Annotated in this window: 19 protein-coding genes and 1 tRNA gene; 4 read left to right on the forward strand and 16 right to left on the reverse strand. The window is 66.7% G+C overall.

All coding sequences use genetic code 11. The features are described from left to right. Positions 1-70: 70 nt before the first annotated feature. Positions 71-1,360, reverse strand: a complete 1,290-nt coding sequence (locus ACMGFH_RS02155; protein ID WP_415381130.1) for a HEAT repeat domain-containing protein — start codon at positions 1,358-1,360, stop codon at positions 71-73. 100 nt (positions 1,361-1,460) lie between these two features. Beyond that, positions 1,461-2,375, reverse strand: a complete 915-nt coding sequence (locus tag ACMGFH_RS02160; RefSeq protein ID WP_415381131.1) for a M48 family metalloprotease — start codon at positions 2,373-2,375, stop codon at positions 1,461-1,463. A gap of 766 nt (positions 2,376-3,141) precedes the next feature. Between ACMGFH_RS02160 and ACMGFH_RS02165 the strand changes: the two genes are divergently transcribed. Further along, entirely contained in the window at positions 3,142-3,588 is a 447-nt protein-coding gene (locus ACMGFH_RS02165) for a plastocyanin/azurin family copper-binding protein (protein ID WP_415381132.1), read from the forward strand. An 82-nt stretch (positions 3,589-3,670) separates the two neighbouring features. Here ACMGFH_RS02165 and ACMGFH_RS02170 read toward each other — a convergent pair whose 3' ends face one another. Genes ACMGFH_RS02170 through ACMGFH_RS02185 form a run of 4 tightly spaced genes read right to left on the reverse strand, consistent with a single transcriptional unit; the run spans position 3,671 to position 6,218 of the window. Next, positions 3,671-4,321: a 30S ribosomal protein S3ae gene (locus ACMGFH_RS02170; protein WP_415381133.1), complete on the reverse strand. Its 651-nt coding sequence runs from the start codon at positions 4,319-4,321 to the stop codon at positions 3,671-3,673. Then, on the reverse strand, positions 4,318-4,599 hold the full coding sequence (locus ACMGFH_RS02175; protein WP_415381134.1) for a KEOPS complex subunit Pcc1: 282 nt from the start codon (positions 4,597-4,599) through the stop codon (positions 4,318-4,320). The genes ACMGFH_RS02170 and ACMGFH_RS02175 overlap by 4 nt, the downstream gene beginning before the upstream one ends. Further along, complete coding sequence (locus ACMGFH_RS02180) at positions 4,596-5,753, reverse strand: hypothetical protein (RefSeq protein ID WP_415381135.1); 1,158 nt, start codon at positions 5,751-5,753, stop codon at positions 4,596-4,598. The genes ACMGFH_RS02175 and ACMGFH_RS02180 overlap by 4 nt, the downstream gene beginning before the upstream one ends. Next, a complete protein-coding gene (locus ACMGFH_RS02185) occupies positions 5,754-6,218 on the reverse strand; it encodes a 30S ribosomal protein S15 (RefSeq protein ID WP_415381136.1) in 465 nt (154 codons plus the stop codon). A gap of 448 nt (positions 6,219-6,666) precedes the next feature. Between ACMGFH_RS02185 and ACMGFH_RS02190 the strand changes: the two genes are divergently transcribed. Then, positions 6,667-8,085 carry a hypothetical protein gene (locus ACMGFH_RS02190; RefSeq protein ID WP_415381137.1) on the forward strand — a complete coding sequence of 473 codons (1,419 nt, stop codon included), beginning with the start codon at positions 6,667-6,669 and terminating at the stop codon, positions 8,083-8,085. A gap of 194 nt (positions 8,086-8,279) precedes the next feature. Here the strand turns inward: ACMGFH_RS02190 and ACMGFH_RS02195 are convergent, their stop codons facing one another. The 5 genes from ACMGFH_RS02195 to ACMGFH_RS02215 all read right to left on the reverse strand — a co-directional run bounded on the left by ACMGFH_RS02195 (position 8,280) and on the right by ACMGFH_RS02215 (position 11,697). Then, positions 8,280-9,056, reverse strand: a complete 777-nt coding sequence (locus ACMGFH_RS02195) for a hypothetical protein (protein ID WP_415381138.1) — start codon at positions 9,054-9,056, stop codon at positions 8,280-8,282. Then, positions 9,053-9,577, reverse strand: coding sequence for a hypothetical protein (locus ACMGFH_RS02200; protein ID WP_415381139.1), 525 nt, complete (start codon positions 9,575-9,577; stop codon positions 9,053-9,055). The genes ACMGFH_RS02195 and ACMGFH_RS02200 overlap by 4 nt, the downstream gene beginning before the upstream one ends. Further along, complete coding sequence (locus ACMGFH_RS02205; RefSeq protein ID WP_415381140.1) at positions 9,570-10,475, reverse strand: hypothetical protein; 906 nt, start codon at positions 10,473-10,475, stop codon at positions 9,570-9,572. Before ACMGFH_RS02205 ends, ACMGFH_RS02200 begins: the two co-directional genes overlap by 8 nt. Then, positions 10,463-11,017: a hypothetical protein gene (locus ACMGFH_RS02210; RefSeq protein WP_415383301.1), complete on the reverse strand. Its 555-nt coding sequence runs from the start codon at positions 11,015-11,017 to the stop codon at positions 10,463-10,465. The genes ACMGFH_RS02205 and ACMGFH_RS02210 overlap by 13 nt, the downstream gene beginning before the upstream one ends. A gap of 104 nt (positions 11,018-11,121) precedes the next feature. Beyond that, the gene (locus ACMGFH_RS02215) at positions 11,122-11,697 is read right to left on the reverse strand and encodes a hypothetical protein (protein ID WP_415381141.1); all 576 of its coding nucleotides are present in this window, start codon (positions 11,695-11,697) and stop codon (positions 11,122-11,124) included. A gap of 256 nt (positions 11,698-11,953) precedes the next feature. On the opposite strand from ACMGFH_RS02215, the gene ACMGFH_RS02220 reads away from it, so the two are divergent. Both ACMGFH_RS02220 and ACMGFH_RS02225 read left to right on the forward strand, forming a co-directional pair. Beyond that, positions 11,954-12,025, forward strand: a tRNA-Ala gene (locus tag ACMGFH_RS02220). A gap of 550 nt (positions 12,026-12,575) precedes the next feature. After that, positions 12,576-13,490 carry a hypothetical protein gene (locus ACMGFH_RS02225; RefSeq protein ID WP_415381142.1) on the forward strand — a complete coding sequence of 305 codons (915 nt, stop codon included), beginning with the start codon at positions 12,576-12,578 and terminating at the stop codon, positions 13,488-13,490. A 91-nt stretch (positions 13,491-13,581) separates the two neighbouring features. On the opposite strand, the gene ACMGFH_RS02230 is transcribed toward ACMGFH_RS02225, so the two are convergent. From ACMGFH_RS02230 to ACMGFH_RS02250, 5 genes are all read right to left on the reverse strand, one after another. Beyond that, a complete protein-coding gene (locus ACMGFH_RS02230) occupies positions 13,582-13,824 on the reverse strand; it encodes a hypothetical protein (protein ID WP_415381143.1) in 243 nt (80 codons plus the stop codon). Between the two features lie 91 nt (positions 13,825-13,915). Then, positions 13,916-16,015, reverse strand: a complete 2,100-nt coding sequence (locus tag ACMGFH_RS02235) for a type II secretion system F family protein (RefSeq protein ID WP_415381144.1) — start codon at positions 16,013-16,015, stop codon at positions 13,916-13,918. Next, positions 16,012-18,534, reverse strand: coding sequence for a type II/IV secretion system ATPase subunit (locus tag ACMGFH_RS02240; RefSeq protein WP_415381145.1), 2,523 nt, complete (start codon positions 18,532-18,534; stop codon positions 16,012-16,014). Before ACMGFH_RS02240 ends, ACMGFH_RS02235 begins: the two co-directional genes overlap by 4 nt. 134 nt (positions 18,535-18,668) lie before the next feature. Continuing rightward, entirely contained in the window at positions 18,669-19,814 is a 1,146-nt protein-coding gene (locus tag ACMGFH_RS02245) for a pyridoxal phosphate-dependent aminotransferase (protein WP_415381146.1), read from the reverse strand. Continuing rightward, a complete protein-coding gene (locus tag ACMGFH_RS02250) occupies positions 19,811-20,299 on the reverse strand; it encodes an Lrp/AsnC family transcriptional regulator (protein ID WP_415381147.1) in 489 nt (162 codons plus the stop codon). The genes ACMGFH_RS02245 and ACMGFH_RS02250 overlap by 4 nt, the downstream gene beginning before the upstream one ends. Positions 20,300-20,414: the final 115 nt, after the last annotated feature.

The following is a 20,414-nucleotide window of genomic DNA, read 5'->3' on the forward strand; positions in this document are numbered from 1 at the left end:
AATATAAACGTACGGACGGAGAGAACGCCGCGGAGACGGGTGAAAACGGATTCGTCGGAACGGGGACGCCTCAGACCGCTTTCTGCGCTTCGGACTGGACGAGGAAGGCGCGGTCGTCGGTGTAGTCTTCGAGCACGCCCAGGGCGCGCTCGGTGCCGATCTGGTTGAGCGCCCAGGCGGCGCTCGCCCGGACCTCGTTGGCCTCGTCGTTCTCCAGCACGTCAGAGAGGGGTTCGATGGCGCGCGTATCGCCGATGAGGCCGAGCGAGCGGGCGGCGGCGCTGCGGACCTCGTAGCTGTCGGCGTCGAGTCGGTTCGCGACCGGCTGGACCGAGTCCTCGCTCCCGATCTCGCCGAGTGCGCGCAGGGTGACCTTCTGCAGCGCCGGGTCACCGTCGCCGTCGATAAAGTCGTGGAGCGTCTCGGTCGCCCGCTCGTCGCCGATCTTCCCGAGGATCTCGACGGGGCGCTTGTTGCGCTTCTGCGCGCGCTGGTGGACGGCGTCGAAGGCCTCCTCCGGCCCCATCCGCCAGAGGGACTTGAGGACGTTCTCCTCCATGAAGTCCGAGTCGAACGTCTCCAGGGCCTTCACGATCGGCTCGACCTCACCCATCTCCTCGTAGACCTTCACCGCGTTCCACTCGGCGGGGAAGTCCTTCCGGTTCTCCGATTCGAGCACGTCGTAGAAGCCCTCGGCGTCGAGTTGCTCGCGGACCGTGAGGTCGTCCCACTCCTCGGCGGCCTCCAGGTCGTCCTGGAGCGCCTCGGCGTCTTCGAGCAGCGCGGCGATGGTCTCGGCGTCCTCGTCGGGGTCGAGCGTGCTCCCCTCGACGACCTGTGCCGCCTGGTCGAGCGCGTCCGCGAGGTCGTCCGTGCCCTCGCTCTCCGGCGAGATCTCGGTGTCGAGCTCCTCGGCGAGAGTGCCAAGATACGAGTCGACGGCGGCGACGACGTCGGGCTCTCCGTTCTCGGTCCAGCGCGTGTCTGCGACGGTGGACTCGGCCTCTTCGAGGACGGCGACTACGTCTTCGGCGTAGGGCCCGCGCTGGTCGTCGAGCTGGTCGCGCAGGTCGGTGACGCGGTCTTCGAGTTCGGCCGCCGGGTCCTCGGCGTCCTCGTCGTCTTCGTCGGGTTCGGGCAGGTCGGCGGCTTCGAGGTCGGCCTCGATCTCGTTGAGGTCCTCCTCGACCGCGTCGAGGTCTGCCTCGGTCTCGGCGGCTTCGAGGTCGGCCTCGGCGTCGTCGAGCCGCTGGTCGAGGGTGTCGGCCGACAGTTCGGTCGTCTCCGCGGCCTCGTCGGCGCCGGCTTCTTCCTCGGGAGCGGCGTCCTCCTCGGCCGCTTCGTCGTCCCCGTTGCTCATGCCCGGAAATGCGACTCTTTGGGGCAAAGGCGTTTCCATTCGAAGCCCTCGGTGCGACCGGTTCGGACCGAGAGAAACCGGGGAAGTCCGTCAGCCTCACCTACGCCCGCTCGAACTCACCGGCGAGTTCGGACAGGCGTTCGATGCGCTTCTCCGGGTCGGGATGGGTCTGCATCGCCTTCACCAGGCGCGATTTCGCGTCGGCCGGGACGATGAACAGCGCGTTCAGTTCGGCGTGTTCGCGGAGGTCCTCGTCGGGTGTCGCGGCCATCTCCGCGGAGATGGTCTCGATCGCGGCGGCCATCGCCCCCGGCTTGCCGGTGATGACGGCCGCGCCGCGGTCGGCGGCGAACTCGCGGTGGCGACTGATCGCACGCGAAACGAGGTAGCCGCCGATCCACGCGACCAGGGAGACCGCGACGAACGCGAGGAACCACGGCGTCCCCCCGTCGCCCCCGCCGCCCCCGTCGCCACCGCCGTCGCCGAACCACCAGAAGTTCCTGACGACCATCGCCGCGGTGGTCACGAGGAACGTCACGACCGACATCACCAGCGCGTCGCGGTGCTCGACGTGTGCGATCTCGTGGGCCAGCACGGCGTCGAGTTCGTCGCCCTGCAGCGTGTCGAGCGTACCCTTGGTCACGGCGACCACGGCGTCGTCGCGACTCTTCGCGGTCGCGAAGGCGTTCGGCTGTGCCTGAGGTGCGACTGCCACGTCGGGTTTCGGGATGCCCGCCTGCGCAGCGAGGCGACCGACGCGCGCGTGGAGGTCGGGATACTCGGGCTCGGTGACGCGCTCGGCGTCGAGGGCCTTCAGCGCGGCCGCCGGGGCGTACTTGTACTGGAGGACGACCAGCACCCCCGCGACGCCGACGACGAGGACGACGCCGGCCGACCCCATCGCGTCGGTCGCCCACCACGCGGCGACGCCGACGAACGCCGCGTAGAGGACCGCCATCCCGGCCATCGCCAGGGCCATGCGAACCCGCAGGGACCAGTCGGGTTTGAGGCGCATGCCGAGATCTACCCGCTGCGGACGAAAAGTTGTTGCGCCACCATCTTTTTCGCTCGGGGGTCGCCGCAGGCGACCCCCGAGCCAAAAACATGGGTGAAAAAACCGGACGACTCGGTCGCTTCGCTCCCTCGCGTCCGGCGAACCGGCGCCTTCGGCGCCGGATGCTCAGTACAGAGTGTGTACTGAACAGGGTTGTACCCGACGTGACAAGACTTACACTATTTCGGGGAAATCATTCTTCATGCGCCGAGGCTTTTTCTATGCTCTGGTGTTGCTATTGGTTTCCTTCGTTAGTTACGGACTCTGGCAGGAGGTATCTGTAGGACTGCTCCTCGCTGGCACAGTTATCTTGGTAGGTGGTATGATTTTCACGACGTACGGGTTGTACGGGTTGCTCGACCCGTATACCGTAGCGCGGTTCTTCGAACAGTTAGATGCCATCGGTAGCACGCGTCGACTCTCATCCGTTGAACCCGTTGGCTGGAAAGTCTCGCTGACGAAAGTCCAGTCGATAGCGTACCTCGTGATTGGAGTCTTCCACCTGTGTCTCACCCTCTATTTCCTCGCATTTATAAGCTGAACGAGAATTGCGTTCTATCCAGATGCCTCTCCCAACAGCATCCAATTCTGAGACGACTATGAATGCTCAGTAGGCAACATATACCGAACACCGTCAGAGGGCATCTCCAGCGGATCGTCCCCGTTCGAGTTCTGACGACCGTTCGATACCGAGTCCTCTATTTGGGCCGAGTACCCACCGTTTCGTATGGACAGACGGGCGTTCCTCCGGAGTGCGGGCGCGGTCGCCGTCGCGGCCGGGGTAGCCGGTTGCGGCGAGAGCAGCGGCGAGACCGGCGACTACGACGTCAGCATGACGCCCCGGAAGTTCGATCCGGCGACGGTCGAGGTCCCGCCCGGGACGACCGTCGTCTGGAAGAACACGAGCACGCACGCCCACACGGTCACCGCCTACGAGGAAGAGGTCCCCGAGGGGGTCGACTACTGGGCGTCCGGCGAGTTCGACTCCCAGTCGGCGGCAGAGGATGGCTGGCTCGACGGCAACGAGGGGGCGATCTACCAAGAGGAGACCTACGAGCACACCTTCGAGACGGTCGGCACGCACAGCTACTTCTGTGTCCCCCACGAGACCGGCGGGATGGTCGGTGCGGTCGTCGTGAGCGAAGACGCGACGGCGGACCCGACGGACGCGTAACGGGCGGCGGCCGAGCGCACTGACGGCCGCGTCGCTCGGCGCTGTGGATTCGCCGAGCGAAAGAAATCGAAGGCGCGCGTCGTCAGTCGGCGGTCTCGTCGACTGCGACTTCCTCTTCGTCGACGTCGACGGAGGTCTCCTCTTCGGCGGCGACTTCCTCGGGGCGGGCCTCGAGGGTTAGCTTCTGGATCTCCACGCGGCGCAGCGGGTAGATGGTCTTCGCGTCGTTGTAGATAGCCGAGGAGAGCCGCCCCTCGACGACGCTGTCGACGAGTTCCTCGTACGTGCGCTCGCGGGCGGACTCCTCGACGATGTCGATCATCGTGCGGCGGATGGCCTTCTCCTGGCTCTCGTCGGCGCTCTTGGTGGTGAGCGCGACGGGCTGGATCTGGACGCGGTAGTCGTCCTCGGTGAGGACGGTGATGTACGCCTGGATCTTCGAGGAGCCGCGGCGCACGAGCGAGCGCAGGTAGTCCCGCGTCAGCTCGTGTTTGACGAACTCGGTGTACGCCGAGTCCGACGCGACTTCGTCGACCTTGAAGGTCAGCTTGGTGTTGTTCTCGCTGGCGTCGTTGCGCAGGTCGCCCAGCGTGGTTTCGATGGTGCGGCCGAGCACCTTGTCCGGTTCGTCCGCGGGGGTCTCACCGAGTTCCTCCCGGTCGAACTGCTCGGGAGCCATCAGTGTGTACCACCGCTTCTCTTGTTTTTGCCGTGAGACTGATCGTTCGCTCATGTGTTGGTGTCTGTGTCTGGTGTGTCGTCTGTCTGCACTGTACTCCACTCCGCCTCGCCCTCGTCCCGGCCGAGTCGCGCGGCGACCCGGCAGTTGACCACGTAGTCGTCGACCGTCGACCGGAGCCCGCCGGTCGCCTCCCGCGTCACCGTCGTGACCACCGCGTCGCCGTCGACGCGCGTGTCCATCTCGGCAGTGTTGTCGGGTGCGAGCGCGGCCGCGACGCGCATCGCGGCCTCCTCGTCGCCGTGGGTCGTCGTGATCGTCGCTCGTCTCATAGCGCCTCCCTGAACGCGGTGATGAACGCGCCCGTCTCGACGTCGAAGCGGGCGTGCCCGGTCGTCCCGGTTGCGTCCGTCGCGGCGGTGCCGTCGACGCCCTCAGCGGCCGTCGCCAGCACGGAGTCGAGGTCGCGGTCGTCGGACGCGACGGCCGCTACGCCGTCCGTGACGGCCAGCGTCACGGGTTCAGGCGAGCGGTAGTCGTGGACGAGCCGCGCCATCGTCTCGACGGGCGCGTCGTCCGTCTCGGCGCGAGCGACGAACAGGCCGTCGTACCGACCGGTCGTCGCGTCTGAGACGGCGGCATGCGCGCGACGGGCGTGCGACCGCCACGCGTCGAGTGCGACGGCCTCCACGTCGTGACCGAGCGCGAGCGCGACACCGGTGCCGGGCTCGTCTCGCGCCAGCGCATCGAGGACGTCCGCGTAGCCGCCGATCGTCCCGAATGGACCGCCCGCGAAGGGACGGAGCGCCCGTTCGACCGCGTGGCCGCCCCGGGACGGGACGGCGTCGTCGCCCGCCGCTCGCAGCGCGACCAGCGAGGCGACGTGACGACGCGCGTCGTCGTCGAGCGCGCTCGCGTCGACGCCGTCGTCGCCCGGACCGAGTCCGAGGTCGGCGAGCGTCGCCGCCGTCGCGTCGACATCGCCCGAGAACGGCGCGTGAACCAGCATCGAGTGGGTGAGGCCGTCGACGAGGTCGCCCGTCGGGACGGCCACACCGGGTCGGCGCTCGATGCCGGCGTCGGCGGCAGCCTCGGCGACCGGCCCATCGAGCGCGCGCCCGTCGGCAGTGACGCCGGCGAGCGCGAGCGCGATGTCGGGCTCGGTTTCGAGTTCTCGGGCCGCCTCGAAGGCCGTCTCGCTGGCCGGCCGCGCGCTAGCGGGCAGCGAGCAGTCGGCCGTGGAGTCGGCGCGGCCGACGGCGACGGTCAGGTCGGCGTCGGTCGCGCGCTCGGCGTCGGTCGGGAGCGCCGCGAGACTGATCTGGAAGGGGCTGTCGAGTTCGGTCAACGCCCGCGCGAGGACGCCGCTGGCGGCCAGCGCGTCGCCGGTCGCGGCGCCGACGAGGCGGACGAAGCCGGCCTCGCGGAGCCGGTCGGCGAGCTCGCCGGCGGCAGCGTCGTCTTCGGAGCGGGCGGTAGCGGACATCTATTCGAGGAGTTCCGCGGCGGTGTCGGCGCTGTAGGTAAAGTCCTCGTCCAGTTCGTCGCCGCGGTAGTAGTTCGCCAGGCGGCGGATCTTCGCTTCCGTGTTCTGGAGCGCGCGCTTGTTCTGGTGGTCGGTCGGGTTCTCGTCCATGTGCTCGTGCAGGCGGACGGCCCGCTCCAGCAGGTTGCGCAGGTCCTCCGGCAGCTCCGGGGCGGCGTCGTTCTCTTCGAGGATCTCGGTGATCTTCTTGCCCGTCGCCAGGGAGACGTCCGGGACGGGCGTCCCGTTGACGCCTTCGTCGCGGAGCTTCAGGCCGATCTCGCTGGTGCTGAGGCCCTGCTCTGCCAGTTCGACCACGCGCTCTTCGATCGCCGATTCGTCTACGTCGCTCCACTCCGGGGGTTCGTCGGCCGCCGGCTTGTCCGAGGAGGACGAGCCGCGACGGCGCGTATGCATTCGTGCCATGTGTCTGAATTGGAACGCGACTGACCGCTGTTCGACGGTCGTGAGACCGCGCAGTGCGTGCGTGCGCCGCGGCGGGCCTCGCGGGAGCGAGGCGGCCGGATCGGCGCGAACACGGCCGCAATCCCGAGTCGCGCAATCGCGCGACGATGTCAGATTTGCGGTCGTGCGTTCCCATCGGAGAGTGCCTCCTCGCACACTAAACAGTTTCCATCGGGTACTCACCGCCCGGGCCGAAAGACCGTTCTCACTGACAGGGAAGACCACGCGACGGCGAGGCAACCGAAACGAGATCGAATCTCTGGGCGTTATCACAGTTTGTATTAACACTGTCGTGTCGTCTACTGGGTCTAAAACGGGTTTGAGCGGGCCGACGGGCGCGCTGGATTCAATCGTGATAAACGAAGGCGCGCGTTTATTGACCGGGGTGTCGAACGGAGGGCAGAAACCGATGAGTCAGGACGCTCGGGGCGTGAGCAACGTGTTGGGGATCGTACTGCTGTTCGCCGTCGTCATCGCCGGGACCGCGCTGGTCGTGTCCATTGGCGCGGCGGCGCTGGACGACACGAGCAACGGGCTCGACGTGAGCCGGGCCGAGAAGACGCTGACGCAGTTCGACTCCCGGAGCGCGATGGTCGCGCTCGGCGGCACGAGTCACCAGGGAGTCTCCCTCTCGGCCGCCAGCGGCGCCGCATACCGCGTCGACGACGCCGCCGGCTGGATGAACGTCACCATCTACAACCAGACCGCCGACGAGACGGAGACGCTGACAAACGTGACGCTCGGGGCCGTTCGCTACGAGAACGGCGACCACGACATCGCCTACCAGGGCGGCGGCGTCTGGAAGGGGACCGAGGCCGGGACGGTCATGCTCTCCCCGCCGGAGTTCCACTTCCGGTCCGCGACGCTGACGCTACCGATAATCACCGTCGACGGCACGTCGACCCTCGGGTCCGGCGTGACGGTGTCCAAGGCCGACCAGACCCGGGTCCGGTATCCCAACGCGACCGACGACGCCGACTTCACCAACCCGCTCGACATGGGCTACGTGAACGTCACCGTTCACAGCGACTACTACGAGGCCTGGGGGCGCTTTTTCGCCCAGCGGACCGAAGGCAACGTGAGCTACAACCACACCAGGGGGACCGCCCGCGCGAAACTGGTCGTCCCCTTCGACGCGACCTACGACCAGGTGCTCGCGGCGACCCAGCCGGGCGGGATCCGGATGAACGGCAACGACGACCCGCCGGATCGCTCGGAGACGGGTATCAACTACCCGCTCGCCGACGAGCGTATCGAGGACCGGATCGACGAGTGCGAGAGCGACGACGACGCCTGCGATGATATTTCGCCGGACAGCACAGTCTCCATCACGAGCGGGGGGACCTACTACGCGGATTCGTACTTCTCGGGGACGCTCGACGTCGACAACCCGGGCGACGACGTCACGGTCGTCGTCGACGAGAACTTCAGTCCCGAGGAGGTGACGATCACCGGCAGCCACAACGTGACGGTGCTCGTCCGCAATTCCTTCGACATGGGCTCGGGCGACGACCTCAACGACGGCGGTCAGGCGGGCAAGTTCTCGGTCGTCATGCACTCCGACGGGGCGGTCAACGGCAACGGCAACTTCAAACTCGTCGGCCTGCTGTACGCGCCCGGCTCGGACTGCAACATGAACGGTGGCGGCTCGGTCGAACCGAACGTCGTCGGCGGCGTGGTCTGCGAGAGCGTCACCGTCAACGGTAACCCCAACGACTTCGAGTACGACCCCAGCGTCGAGGACACCGACCTCAAGCTGACGGGCGATATCACGCCGGTCACCTACCTCCACGTGACCGAGAACCCGGTCAACGTCACCAGCAAGTGACGCGCGACGCGACCAGTTCGCACACCTCCGCAGTTTCTCTCGCTGGGAGCTACCGTCCCGCCTGTCCGACCTCTCCCCCTCGTTGACCGGTGGCTGTCGGCCCACCGACCGTTCCGTGCGGGCGGCTGTGGCTCGCGTTAGAGGAGCAGTGAGCCCGGTGAGTCACGGGAGTCCGCGAGGCGATCGCAGCCGGCTCAGGCCTTCAGGTCGACCGCGATCCGGACCTCCGTGACGTAGAGCTGCTCGGGCGTCTCGTCGAGCTGGCAGGAGACCCGCTCGGACCCCGAGCGGAAGCAGGTCAGGGCCGGGTCCCGGCCGAGCATCGACAGCCAGAGGTCGTCCCTGGGGGAGGTCACGTTGATCCAGACGTCGTCGTACTTCCCGGTGTCGTCGGCCACGGGGACGAGTCGGCTGTTCGTGTTCGCGCGCACGAGGACCGTCGAGCTCTGGATCTGCTGGACGGTGTCGGTGGCCGAGATCGTCGTGACGATCGGGATCAGCGTGCGCTCCTCGTCGAACACCGGCGACCACGGCTGGACGACCGTCCCGCCCCGCGGGTCGTCGCGGAAGATGGCGCCCATCGCGTACACGAGTTCCGTGTCGCCGTCGTCGTAGACGATCGGCCGGATCTTGTGCGTCCGGTTCACCAGGAACGACGGATCGCCCGCGCTCTCGTTCGGGTCGCGGACGGTCACGATCGTCTCGTTCGCGAGCGAGAGCGACGCGTCTTCGAGGCTGATCTCCGTGGCTCGGCTGGGCGCTCCCCGTTCGGCGATGTCGCCCATGTTGTCCGAGAGCACCTCCATCGCGCGCACGGCGTTGTCGGTCTGCTGTGCGTCCCGAGCCGATTCGAGGCTGGCGAGCCCCGACAGCGAGACGATCCCGACCACGCTGACGATCATCGCGAACACCAGGACGAACCCGATGACGTCGCTCACGGCGCGGTCGTCGCGCGTTCGCGGCCCGGTCATCCTCGCACCTCCAGATTCGGACCGCTCGGGTCGTAGACGACGCTGACGTCGCTGCCGCCGGATACTGCACCGGTCGCGACGGTCGTCTTCGTCTTGATCCGGACCGACACGGAGACCGACGGGTCAGACGTCGAGAGGTTCAGCCACTGCTCCGAGCCGGTGTGGGTGACCGCGACGCTGTAGTGCGAACCCGCGATCGTCGGTGGGAGCGACGCGTTGACCGCGACAGTGTCCGTGCTCGCGCCGGCCTCGACGAGTCGGTCCGCCGCGACGACGTCGCCGGCGAGTTGCTGGCCGACGACGCCCAGTTCCGTCCGCACGACCTCGGTGCGCTGCTGGGTGACGAAGTCGCCCGCGGCGACGAATAGCCCGGTGATCACCAGCGACGCGACGGCGAGAGCGAGCGTGTACTCCAGCGTCGTCGACTGTCCGCGACTCGCGCTCGCGAGGCCGCCGTAGCGCCGGCCGCTGTCCGCGCGCTCCGCAGCTTGCCCGCGACGCCGCGGGGGCGGGCTACCCATCGATCTCACCCGGCCCGACCCGGATCGTCGACCGGTAGCGGACGTCCGACGACCAGTAGATCAGGTCGACGTCCATCGAGTAGAGCACCTGCGTCTGCTGATCATCGGTCACTCTGGATCCAGCGGTCCCGTTGACGAGCATCGTGAAGTCTCCGTTCGCGACCGAGCCGTTCTCGAACCGGAGGTCGTACGGACCCGACTCGCTCGCCAGATCGAGAGAAGCGCAGTCATCGCCGTCGACCGTTCCCGCCGCGAAGTCGACCGTGAAGTCGGCGGCGATCGACGAGTCACACGTCGAGTACGTCCCCGAATCGTTCACACCGACCGTGTACTCCGACCCGTCGAACGAGACGTTCATGTACCAGGTTTCGGTGTCGTCGGCGACGACGCGGAGCTCCTCGCTATCGGAGTCGGGCCATCCCTCGATGTCGAGGCGGAACGTGTGGAACTGCCGGACGCCCGAGGCGACTTCCCAGTCGTCGGTGCCGTCGTCTGCGTCGAACGTATCGTCCGTGTTCGTGATGTTCACTCCCGGCGACGTCGACGCGACGCTGACGTTGGTGAGCTGGGCGTGGGCCGCCTGTTGCCGTCGGGTCGCGTTGTGGTAGGCCTCGATCGCGTCCTCGACACTCTGGTTTAGTGCGTCGTGGTCGCCGCTGTGGACGTCGTGCGCGTAGCGGAACGATTCGGTCGCGGTCGTCTCCGTGGCGCGGTGGAAGGCGTGGGCGTTCGACGTCTCCGCCGACTCGCTGCGCGTCGCCAGGTTCTCCGTGTAGATGGCGGCGTTCATTACCAGCGCCAGCGCGACGAACACGACCGCCAGCGCGAACGCGCCGACCAGAATGATCTGCCCGCGGTCAATGTCCGCTCCGCCGATGTCCGGCCTCAGATCCGCCACACGACCACCTCCACGTTGATCACGTTGTAGACGCTGGAGCCAGACGGATGCGGCGCGAAGTACGTGTCCTCGTCGCTGACCGCCGTTCCCGTCGGGTCCCCGTTCTCGTCGCGGATCTCGTCGTCTACCACGAGCGAGAGCGACCACGTCGCTCGGACCGCGTGGTCGCTCGGCTCTCCCTGATAGACGTACCGCTGCGTGTGCGTCTGCCAGTCCGTCCCCTGGTAGCGCAGGTAGACGTTGTACGCGATTCCCTTCCGGTCGAACGACCGTTCGAGCATCGCCCCGAAGCGGTTCGGCGGCGCACCGGTGGTGAAGTAGCCGACCTGGCCCGTGTGGTAGAAGTCCTCGCTCGTCTCGTTCCACGAGAGCACTGCTCGTTCGAGCGCCCCCGTCTCGGCCGCCGACGCGAGCACGCCCCGCGCCGTCGCCTCCTGCTGGTTCTCGATGTGCTGGCTCGACGTGCTCGCCGACAGCGGCGTCACCGCCGTCATCTCCAGCGCGAACACGACCGCCGACAGCAGGACCAGGCCCGCGACCATCCCTTCCAGCGTGTGGGCCTGTCCGCGGTCGCCGTCCGCGGCGTCCGTGGTCCCGGGGCTCCCGTTCGTCCGACTCGACGGCGACCGCGGCGGCCGACGGGCGCTCACCACATCACCACCTCGACCGTGACGTCCCGTCCGTCGAGCAGCGCGACTCGCTGCGCACTGACGGTCTTCCCGCCGCTGCCGGCCGGGTTCGACCCGTCGGTCAGGACAGTTCCGCAGCTCGGACTCTGCTCGACGACCGAACTCCCGTCCCAGCAGAGTATCGCGTCCTCGCTCGATCCGACGTCGCCCCTGATAGTCACGTTCACCGGCGTCCGGTCGATGACGCCAACCCGCTGTTGTATCGGATCGCCGTCGAACCCGCAGGCGGTGACCGACTCGTCGAAGAACGCCCGCGTGCACTCGCCGTCGAGTACGTACGGCGCCGTCGCGTTGCCCAGCGACCGCTGGGTAAGGTCGTCGGCCACGCGATTGACCGCCGGCGTCTCCGTCTGGCCACTGTCCGAGAACGGCTCGAACATCCCCGGGACGAACGCCAGCGCGAACGTCAGCGCCAGCAGGAAGATGCTCATCCCGATGGCGAAGTCCAGCGTCGTCTGGCCGCGCCCGTCCCGACGGCGGAGCGCTCGCTCTATACGGCCCTCTCGCTGTGGGCCCGTGCCGTGTGTCTTCACGGGCCCGGGTGGATCCCCGGATGCTCGCATTGTGTGTGTGTCTGCCGGTCGCTGCGAGCGCCGTCCCCCGAGGGCGCCGCAGGTTCCGTGCCTTGCCGACTGAACGACAGTCCCCGTTATATCCGTTGGCCCGGCAGTACAGAAATTGATACTCGGACGGTTGCGCGACTGACATCACCGCCGTGTCACTCGATGACGATCGGCCGCCCGCTTCGATGGGTTTATGAAAAGTCCCCGGATACGTGTCTTTGCAGGCGGGCTCGTAGATCAGTGGTAGATCATCCCCCTGGCACGGGGAAGGCCCCGGGTTCAAATCCCGGCGAGTCCACTACTTTTGCGACGAACAACTTCCGCGAGCACCGCGTAGCGTGTGCTCGCCAGCGTGAGTCGCATCGTAGTGCTGTGCGAGACGGGATTTGAAGCCCTGGAAGTCGCAGCCCGGAACGGCCGAGCGAAGCGAGGCCGCACGCCCGGAACGTCTTCCTCTGGGTTCAAATCCCGGCGAGTCCACTCACTTCTTCCGTCGCTTCGCTCCGTCAGTCGTTCGTGGACTCGCCGACCCTCGCGAACGCGAAGCGTTCGCTCAGTCCCGGCGAGTCCACTACCACGTGTTTCGACGAGCCTTCGGTTCGCTGCGGGAAGGCCCCTCGAAACACGTGGGCGAAAAAGGCTGGACGTTCACTCCGCTCGCGTTCGGAGAACCGCACCGAGCGGTACGAGGTGCGACCGAAGGGAGCACCTCGACGTGAACGGGGAGCGAAGCGATCCGTGAGCAGTGCGAGGCGCGGACGCTGGTTCCAACCGCCCGCCACAGGAAGCACCGGCGCCCGTCCCGTCCGTCGAAGCCGTATTGTACCTCACGTCCCTAGCGACGCCCAATGCGAACAGGGGCGGTCATCGTCGCGGCGCTCGTCGTCCTGTCCGGGTGTAGCGCGGTCTCGTTCGGAAGCGACGGCCAGCCGGGCGCTTCGACGGACACCGTCACACCGGTCCCGATCACCGACACCGACGCGGGCGCGACCGGGACGGCCACGCCGGTCGACCTCCCGCCGGGCGTGAGCGCGGACGGCTCAGTCGACGCCGTCGAACTCAGTCGGGCCCACGAGGCGTTCCTGGAGAACCGGACGTACACCTGGTTCGTGGACTACGACACGGGCGAGGAGGACTTCGTCGGGGGCGTGTTCACCCGGCGGGCGGTCGTCGGCAACGAGAGCTTCTTCGTCCAGCAGGTCAGCCTCGGCCCAGGCGCGAACACCTCGCTGTACGTCAACGAATCGGGCGGGTTCCTGCGAGCGGTCGAGGGGAACGAGACGCGCTACGAGATGCTGCGGATCCCGGGACAACAAGATGAGTACGCCTTCGCCGGCGACGCCATCCTCCGGTTTCTGGACGGCACCCAGTTCGACGTGACGACCGTCGAGCGGGGCGGACAGGCCTATTATCGACTCCACACCGCTGACGGCCCGATCCCCCAGACGCTGGCCTCGTCGTCGGTCGACGTCCGCAACTACTCCGCGACGGCGTACGTCACCCCTGAGGGGTTCGTCCGGTCGCTGACCGCCGAGTACGACCGCGTTGTCCGGGATACCCAGACCCACGTGAGCTTCCGCTACGACTACAGCGGTGTCGGCGAGTCGACGCCGGAACCTCCCACCTGGGTCGACGACGTACAGCGACGGTCGACGCCGGAGCCGGCGCAACCGGGGACCCCGGCGCAGAACGGAACAGCGACACCGGACGGCTCGACATCGACTCCCGAGGCCCCGACGCCGACGGACGAACTCGACGGGTAGCCGTCGCGACGCGGTCGCTACCCCGGATAGGCGCTGCGAGCAGGTTCGCAGAAGTGGCCGGTTCGCACAGCGAACGGCCGGGAGCGGACACTCAGGACCTGATACGGAGCATCCCGTCGTTGACCGAGAGGTCGGTCACGTCGTCGGACACTTCGAACTCGAACTGGCGGTCGCCGGCGACGACGATGGCCGTGCCGCCGACCACGTCGAGTTGCGCGTCGGCGCCCTCGCCGAAGTCGACGACGATCAGCGTCTCTCCGTCGAAGTCGCGGCGCGTGATCGCGATGTCTTCGTCCTCGGCCGCGGCCGACTGCAGCGTCCTCGGTGCTTCCATGGGCACCTTCGGGCCGTCGCACACCTAAGGGCGTTGCCGGGCCACGCCGGGTGCGCTGCGGTCAGCGAGGGTGGTGCGGATCAGGCCGCCGTCACGACATGAGCGTGACGACGTACCAGACCACCAGCGCGATGGTCGGGAGCACCACGGCGAACTTCACGCCGGCGAGCAGGCTCACGTCGCGGATGTACCCCGCGATGAACGAGGACAAAAGCGCCTGCAGGACGACGGCGTGGAAGAACAGCACCGAGAGCATCTGCGTGTTGACGCCGCTGAATTTCCCGCCGGGGGCCTGACTGCTACCCCCGCCCGACGAGGCGGACTGGCTGGCCAGGTCCGCCATCACGTTGAGGAACTTGATCTTCAGGAGCGCCATCACCCCGAGCAGCGTGAGGTAGGTCATGATGATGATGACCATCTGCATCCGCGTGCGGGACTTGCGCTCCAGGTCGATGTCGTCCTGGTTCTCGGAGGCCTGGGCGGCCGTCGAGAGCACGTCCTGGATCTGACTGGACGCCTCCTGCGCTTCGCTGATCAGCTTGACAGTTCGCGCGAGCCGGGGGATGTGATAGCGGTTATTGAACTCCCGGAGCGCGTTCTTGAGGCTGGTCCCGTAGTTGACCTTCGCGTGCATCGTCTCCAGCTCGTCGGCCATCCGGCCCGAGGAGGTGTCGGCGACGACCCTGATAGACTCCAGAAGCGTCATCCCGGTGTCGTTGGCGCTGGCGAGTTTCCGGAGGTTCTCCGAGAGGTTCCCGACGACGCTCCGGCGGGTCCGGAGGTTCCACTCGTAGAATACGGCCAGCGGCAGGAGATTCAGGTAGATCGGGACGTAGACCCACATGAACGTCCCCGTGATGACCGGGTAGGTCCACCGCTTGTCCGGCGTGTTGAGGTCCTCGGGCACGTCGCCGCCCACGGGGACGACGAGTTCCGAGATGGTCATCGGCGCCATGTGGAAGATGACGACGACCGCGAAGAAGGCGACCGTGACGGGGATCGTGATCCCGAGGACGTACAGCGGGTTGTCCCGGAAGAAGATGTGCGGGCGCTTGAGGATCTGGGTCGCGCGGTAGGTCCCTTCGCGGCTTTTGATGCGGTCGAAGACGCCGAACCGACCCGTGTAGCCCTCGACCAGACCGAGACTCAGGACCCCGTCGTCGGCCTCCGAGTAGGTCTCCTCGGTGTCCCTGTCGGGGCGGAGGTAGCCGTCGCCGATGGAGTCCTGGGTCACCGTCGAGGTGAGGACGAGGAACCCGACGCCGGTCAGCGGGATGAGGCCGTACACCGTCCCCAGCATCATGTCCATCTTCGACCCCGAGGACATCATGCTCATGATGACGAGGATGATGATGAGCAAGAGCGGGAACAGCGAGAGCGTCATGTACATCTCGCCGAACAGCTCCAGCGTGTCCAGCATCTTCTTCTGCTCCTGCTTGGCCGTCCGCATGTGCTTGTCCTTCTGGTCCTCGAGGAACGAGGTCATGTCCCCGCCGGAGTCGACGATGGAGAGCATGTCCGTCAGGAACTGGCTGAGTTCGTCGCTGGGCGTCTCCAGGGCCTGGTTGCGGATCGCCGTCCGGTAGTCTGTGTCGAAGTACTCCGTCTCGAGGACGAGCGACTGGAACTCCTTGGCGACCTCGCCGTAGGTGTCGTCGGCCTGGGCCATCGCCTGCAGAATTTCGAGCTGGTTGAGACCGCCCACGGAGAGGGCGTACATGAACGCGACCGAATCGGAGAGAAGGACGTTGATTTCGCGTTTGCGCGCGTTCGAACGGAAGTAGGGTATCGAGACGAGCGAGCCGAAGCCGACGCCGAAGCCGATCGCGCCGAAGACGATCCCCGAGACGAAGATGATGGTCGGGACCTTCAGCGCCGCGACGATCGGCTGGATCGACTCGGGCAACCGGAGGCCGATGAACTCGGGGTTGGTGATCCCCAGCATCTGGACGACCAGGTACCCGAGTAGCATCCCGAGCAGCCAGAGGGTCAGGCCGGCGACGGTGCCGACGGCGAGCGCGCGCGAGATGTACATCTCGACGTTGTCGTCCATCCGCGCCTCGGCCAGCTTGTCCTCGATACCGGAGACGAAGTCACCCTCCTCGTCGAACAGCGTCTGGTAGAGCGGGTAGAACGTGTCGCCAACGGTGTTCGAACCGCCGAGCTGCTGGGTCTCGCGCCCGAGGCTCATGCCTCGTCAGCCTCCGCACCGGCCGCCGGGACGAACTCGCTGAAGTCGATCTCGTCGTCGTCGTCCTCTTTCTCGACGGGCGTGATGTCGGTCTCCTCCTCGTCGACGCCCGAGCCCGTCAGCGCGCTCACGATGTCCGAGGTCTCCTTGTCGCGGAACTGCTGGAACAGCGGCTGGGCGTTCTCGAGGATGTCGCCGGCCTCCGCTAACATCTCCGCTGGCGGGTCCGGCCGCGGGACCATCTCCTCTTTCTCCGGGTCGATGTTGATCTTGACCGACTCCATCTCCCGGAGGTCCTCCAGCGAGCGCTCCAGTTTGTCCTCGGCGATGAGGGCCATGATGGTGTCCGGGTCGTTGATGAACGCCTGGACGGCGGCCGCGACCTCGGTGTAGGTGTTGAGGTCCTGCTCGATGAGGTACGCGAGGACGACCTTCCGCATGAACAGCTCCTCGTCGAGGCGCTCCTGTTTCCACCCGCGGTCGAACTTGAGCTCCTCCAGCGTGTTGGAGTTGCCCATCTGGAGGTACTCGTCGGTCTCGGCCTGCCACTCGTAGACGTCGCGGACGTTGATCTCGTCGTGTTCCGCCGAGTACTCGTTGATCTCGGTGAGGTTCTTGTTGCGGCGCACCTTGTTGCCGTCGACCCGCGTCTGGGTCTGGATGGACACCAGGTCGAGCGCCGTGAAGAGGGTCTTCGAGACGTTGATCGGCTCGGTGGTGAACCGCTTGATGACCTCGCCGACGGTGTCGGCGTGGAAGGTGGAGTAGGCCGTGTGCCCGGTCGACATGACCTGGAAGAGGTCGCGACCTTCCTCCCCGCGCACCTCGCCCATGACGATGTAGTCGGGGCGCTGACGCAGTGCGGCCTCCAGCAGGTCGAACTCGTCGACGTCGCCCTTGTCGTCCTCGCCGAAGGAAGGGCGCGTGACACTGGCGACCCAGTTGCGCTGGGGCAGTTCGACCTCGCGCGTGTCCTCGATGGAGACGATCTTCGCGTTGGACGGAATGAACAGCGAGATGGCGTTCAGCGAGGTGGTCTTCCCCGACGCGGTACCGCCGGCGAAGATCATCGACTTGTTGTTCTCGATGCACAGCCAGAGGAACGCCATCTCGTCGAGCGAGAAGGTGTTCCAGTTGATGAGGTCCACCGGCGTGAACGGGACGTCCTTGAACTGACGGATGGTGTAGTTGGTCCCGTGGTCGGAGACCTCCTCGCCCAGGGTCAACTGGGCACGCGACCCGTCGGGCAGCGTCGCGTCGACCTGCGGTTGGCGCTTCGAGATGCCCTTCCCGGAGCGCTGAGCGAGTTTGACGACGAAGTCGTCGAGCGACTGCTTGCCGTGCTCGACGTTCGTGATGATGTTCTCGTACTCCGTGTGGTAGACGAACACGCGGGAGTTGTACCCGTCGCAGGAGATGTCCTCGACGTTGATGTCGTGTTTGACGGGGTCGATCCGCGCGTAGCCGACGAAGTCACGTTTGAGGCGGTAGAGCAGTTTCTCCACCTGGTACTCGTTGAGCGTCTCGGGGTCGTCCTCGATGACGACCGGTTCCGGCCGCGCCCCGATCCCGTCGAGTTCCCCGCCCTGCGTCTCCACGCCCACCTCCATGCCGAGCGCCTCCTTGAACTGGTCCATGACCCCGAGGTCACCCTGTTGCCCGGGCGTGTAGAGGTCGTACCGTTCGAGCAAGCGCTCGGTCTCGCGCTGGATGACGTTGGCGCGGTCGGCCTCCGACCCCTCGACGACGACGTCGTCGTCGGAGTACTTGATCGCGGACTTGAGTTTCCCCGAGAGGAAACTGACGAGGTCGGACTCGATGTCGTTCTCGTAGGGCTCGATGGCGTAGTACTTCTTCTCGTTCTCCTTGCGCGAGTGGAAAATGATCACGCAGGCGTAGGGCTTGTTCACCCAGTAGCGCTCGACTTCGACGAAGTGGGCCTTCTTCTCCAGCGGCACGGCCTTCTCCAGGTCGTAGCGGTTGACGACCGTCGTGTGCCCGTCGACCGTCGAGAAGAAGGCGTCCTCGTCGAGGTCCGGGTTGACGTCGACCGTCCGCTCGTCGACGATGGCCGACAGGCGCTCGGCGGCGCTCCCGCCCTGGCTCAGTCGGTCCTCCGTCTCCTCCGGGTCGAACCCGAGGTACCCCTCGGGTTCGAACGGGATCTTCTCCCCGTCGCTGTCGCGCGGGATCTCCCCGTCCTCGTCGTAGTAGTACTCCTGCTTGAAGTGCTCCCAGGTGTAGCGGTCCTTGACGACGAACGACCGCTCGGCCTCGATCCGGTCTCCCCAGGCCTGTTCGAGCGTCTTCGCCGCGCTCGCACCCGACTGGAGGCGGTTCTCGATGTCGAGCGGGTCGAACCCGAGATACTCGCTCCTGTCGAACCGTCCGCCCGTGTGGACGTCCCGCCGCAGGTCGTTCCACGTGTACTCGCCGACGGTCGGTCCACCCTCGGAAAACCGGTCGCCCCCCGACCCGACCTGGTCAGACTCGTTGCCCCCCGTACCATCAATTGCCATTACAGGCTAACTACTGGTAAGACAGAAAAAGCTTTACGCCCAGGAGGTTGCTGTCGATAATTCCACCAATTACCGGCTAAGCGGCGGTAGGGACTCCCTACTACCAGAGAATGGTTCGGTGACGGTGAATGTTGTCAACTGATAAACGATTCGATCCGGGCCATCGCTTCCTTGAGATCGCCGAGGCCCGTCGCGTAGGAGACGCGGAGGTGGCCCTCGCCGCCGGCGCCGAAGACGTTCCCCGGAACCACGGCGACCCGCTCCGCTTCGAGGAGCGCTTCGGCGAAGGCGTCTCCGTCGTCCCAGGGGCACTCGGGGAAGGCGTAGAACGCGCCTGCGGCCGGGAAGCAGTCGATCCCCATCTCCTCGAACCGCGAGAGGACGAAGTTCCGCCGCCGGTCGTACTGGGCGCGCATCTCGCGAACGTCGTCGTCGCAACTGTCCAGGGCCTCGACGGCGGCGTGCTGGGCCGTCGTCGGCGCCGACAGCATCGTGTACTGGTGGATCCGGTTCATCGCCTCGATCGCCTCGGGCGGCGCGAGCGCGTAGCCGAGCCGCAAGCCCGTCATCGCGTAGGCCTTCGAGAAGCCGTTGAAGACGACCGTGCGTTCGCGCATGCCCGGCAACGTCGCGATGGAGGCGTGGTCGTGCTCGTAGCTGAGCTCCGAGTAGATCTCGTCCGAGAAGACGAGGAGGTCGTGCTCGCGGGCGAACTCGGCGACCGGCTCCAGTTCCTCGCGAGTCATCGTCGCGCCGGTCGGATTGTTCGGATAGCACATCACGAGTGCATCAACCTCGGCGGCGCCGGAGGATTCCAGCACCTCGCGGGTGAGTTTGAACTCGTCGGCGGCCCGGGTCGGCACGTCGATCACGTCGGCGCCCGCGAAGCGCGCGCCGGGCACGTACGAGACGTAACACGGCTGGGCGATGGCGACCGAATCGCCGTGGTCGAGGAAGGCGCGGAACGCCAGGTCGACGGCCTCGCTCGCGCCCGAGGTGACGAGGATCTCCTCGTCGGGGTCGTACTCCAGCCCGTAGCGCTCGCGGGCGTCGACGGCGATCCGGTCGCGCAGGGACGACATGCCCCGGTTGGCCGTATACGACGTCTGCCCGCGCTCCAGCGAGGCGATCGCGGCGTCGCGGGCCGCCCACGGCGGGGCGAAGTCGGGTTCGCCGACGCCGAGCGAGATGATGTCGTCGTACTCCTCTGCGAGTTCGAAGAACCTGCGGATGCCGGAGGGTGGCACCGAGGCGACGCGGTCGGTCGGGTCGAACGTCATGGCGAGATCGACAGGCGGTCGTCGTCGTGGCCGTCCCCGAACTCGACGCCGCGCTCCTTGTAGCTCTCCATGATGTAGTGGGTCACCGTCTGGGTGATCTCGGGAACGGGCGCGACCTTCTCGCTGATGAACCGGGACACTTCGCTCATCGAGTCGCCCTCGACCTCCATGGCGAAGTCGAAGTCGCCGCTCACCAGCCGCAGCCCCTGCACTTCGGGGAACTTCGCGAGGCGCTCGGCGATGTCGTCGTAGCCCGTCTCGCGGTCGAGGGTCACGTTCAGCTCGACGGCCGCGCGGACGCGCTCGGGTTCGACCTTGTCCCAGTCGACGACGGCCTGGTAGCCCTTGATCACGCCGTCGCTCTCCAGGTCCTCGACGACCGCCTCCACCTCGCTCTCGGTGAGGTCGGTCTGTCGGGCCAGGTCCTCGGTCGAGTACCGCGCGTTCTCGCGGAGCAACGCCAGTATCTCCTCGCGGTCGCTCATACCTATCTACCGGCCCACTGCGAACAAAAGGGTTTCTCCATCCCGGTATCGGGTGGCACGCTCCGAACCGACGGCCGCGTACGCTGCCGCGACGGGCGGCTTTATCCGCACGTCT

This window comes from Halosimplex rarum (assembly GCF_047715405.1).
In the GTDB taxonomy this organism is placed as follows: Archaea; Halobacteriota; Halobacteria; order Halobacteriales; family Haloarculaceae; genus Halosimplex; species Halosimplex rarum.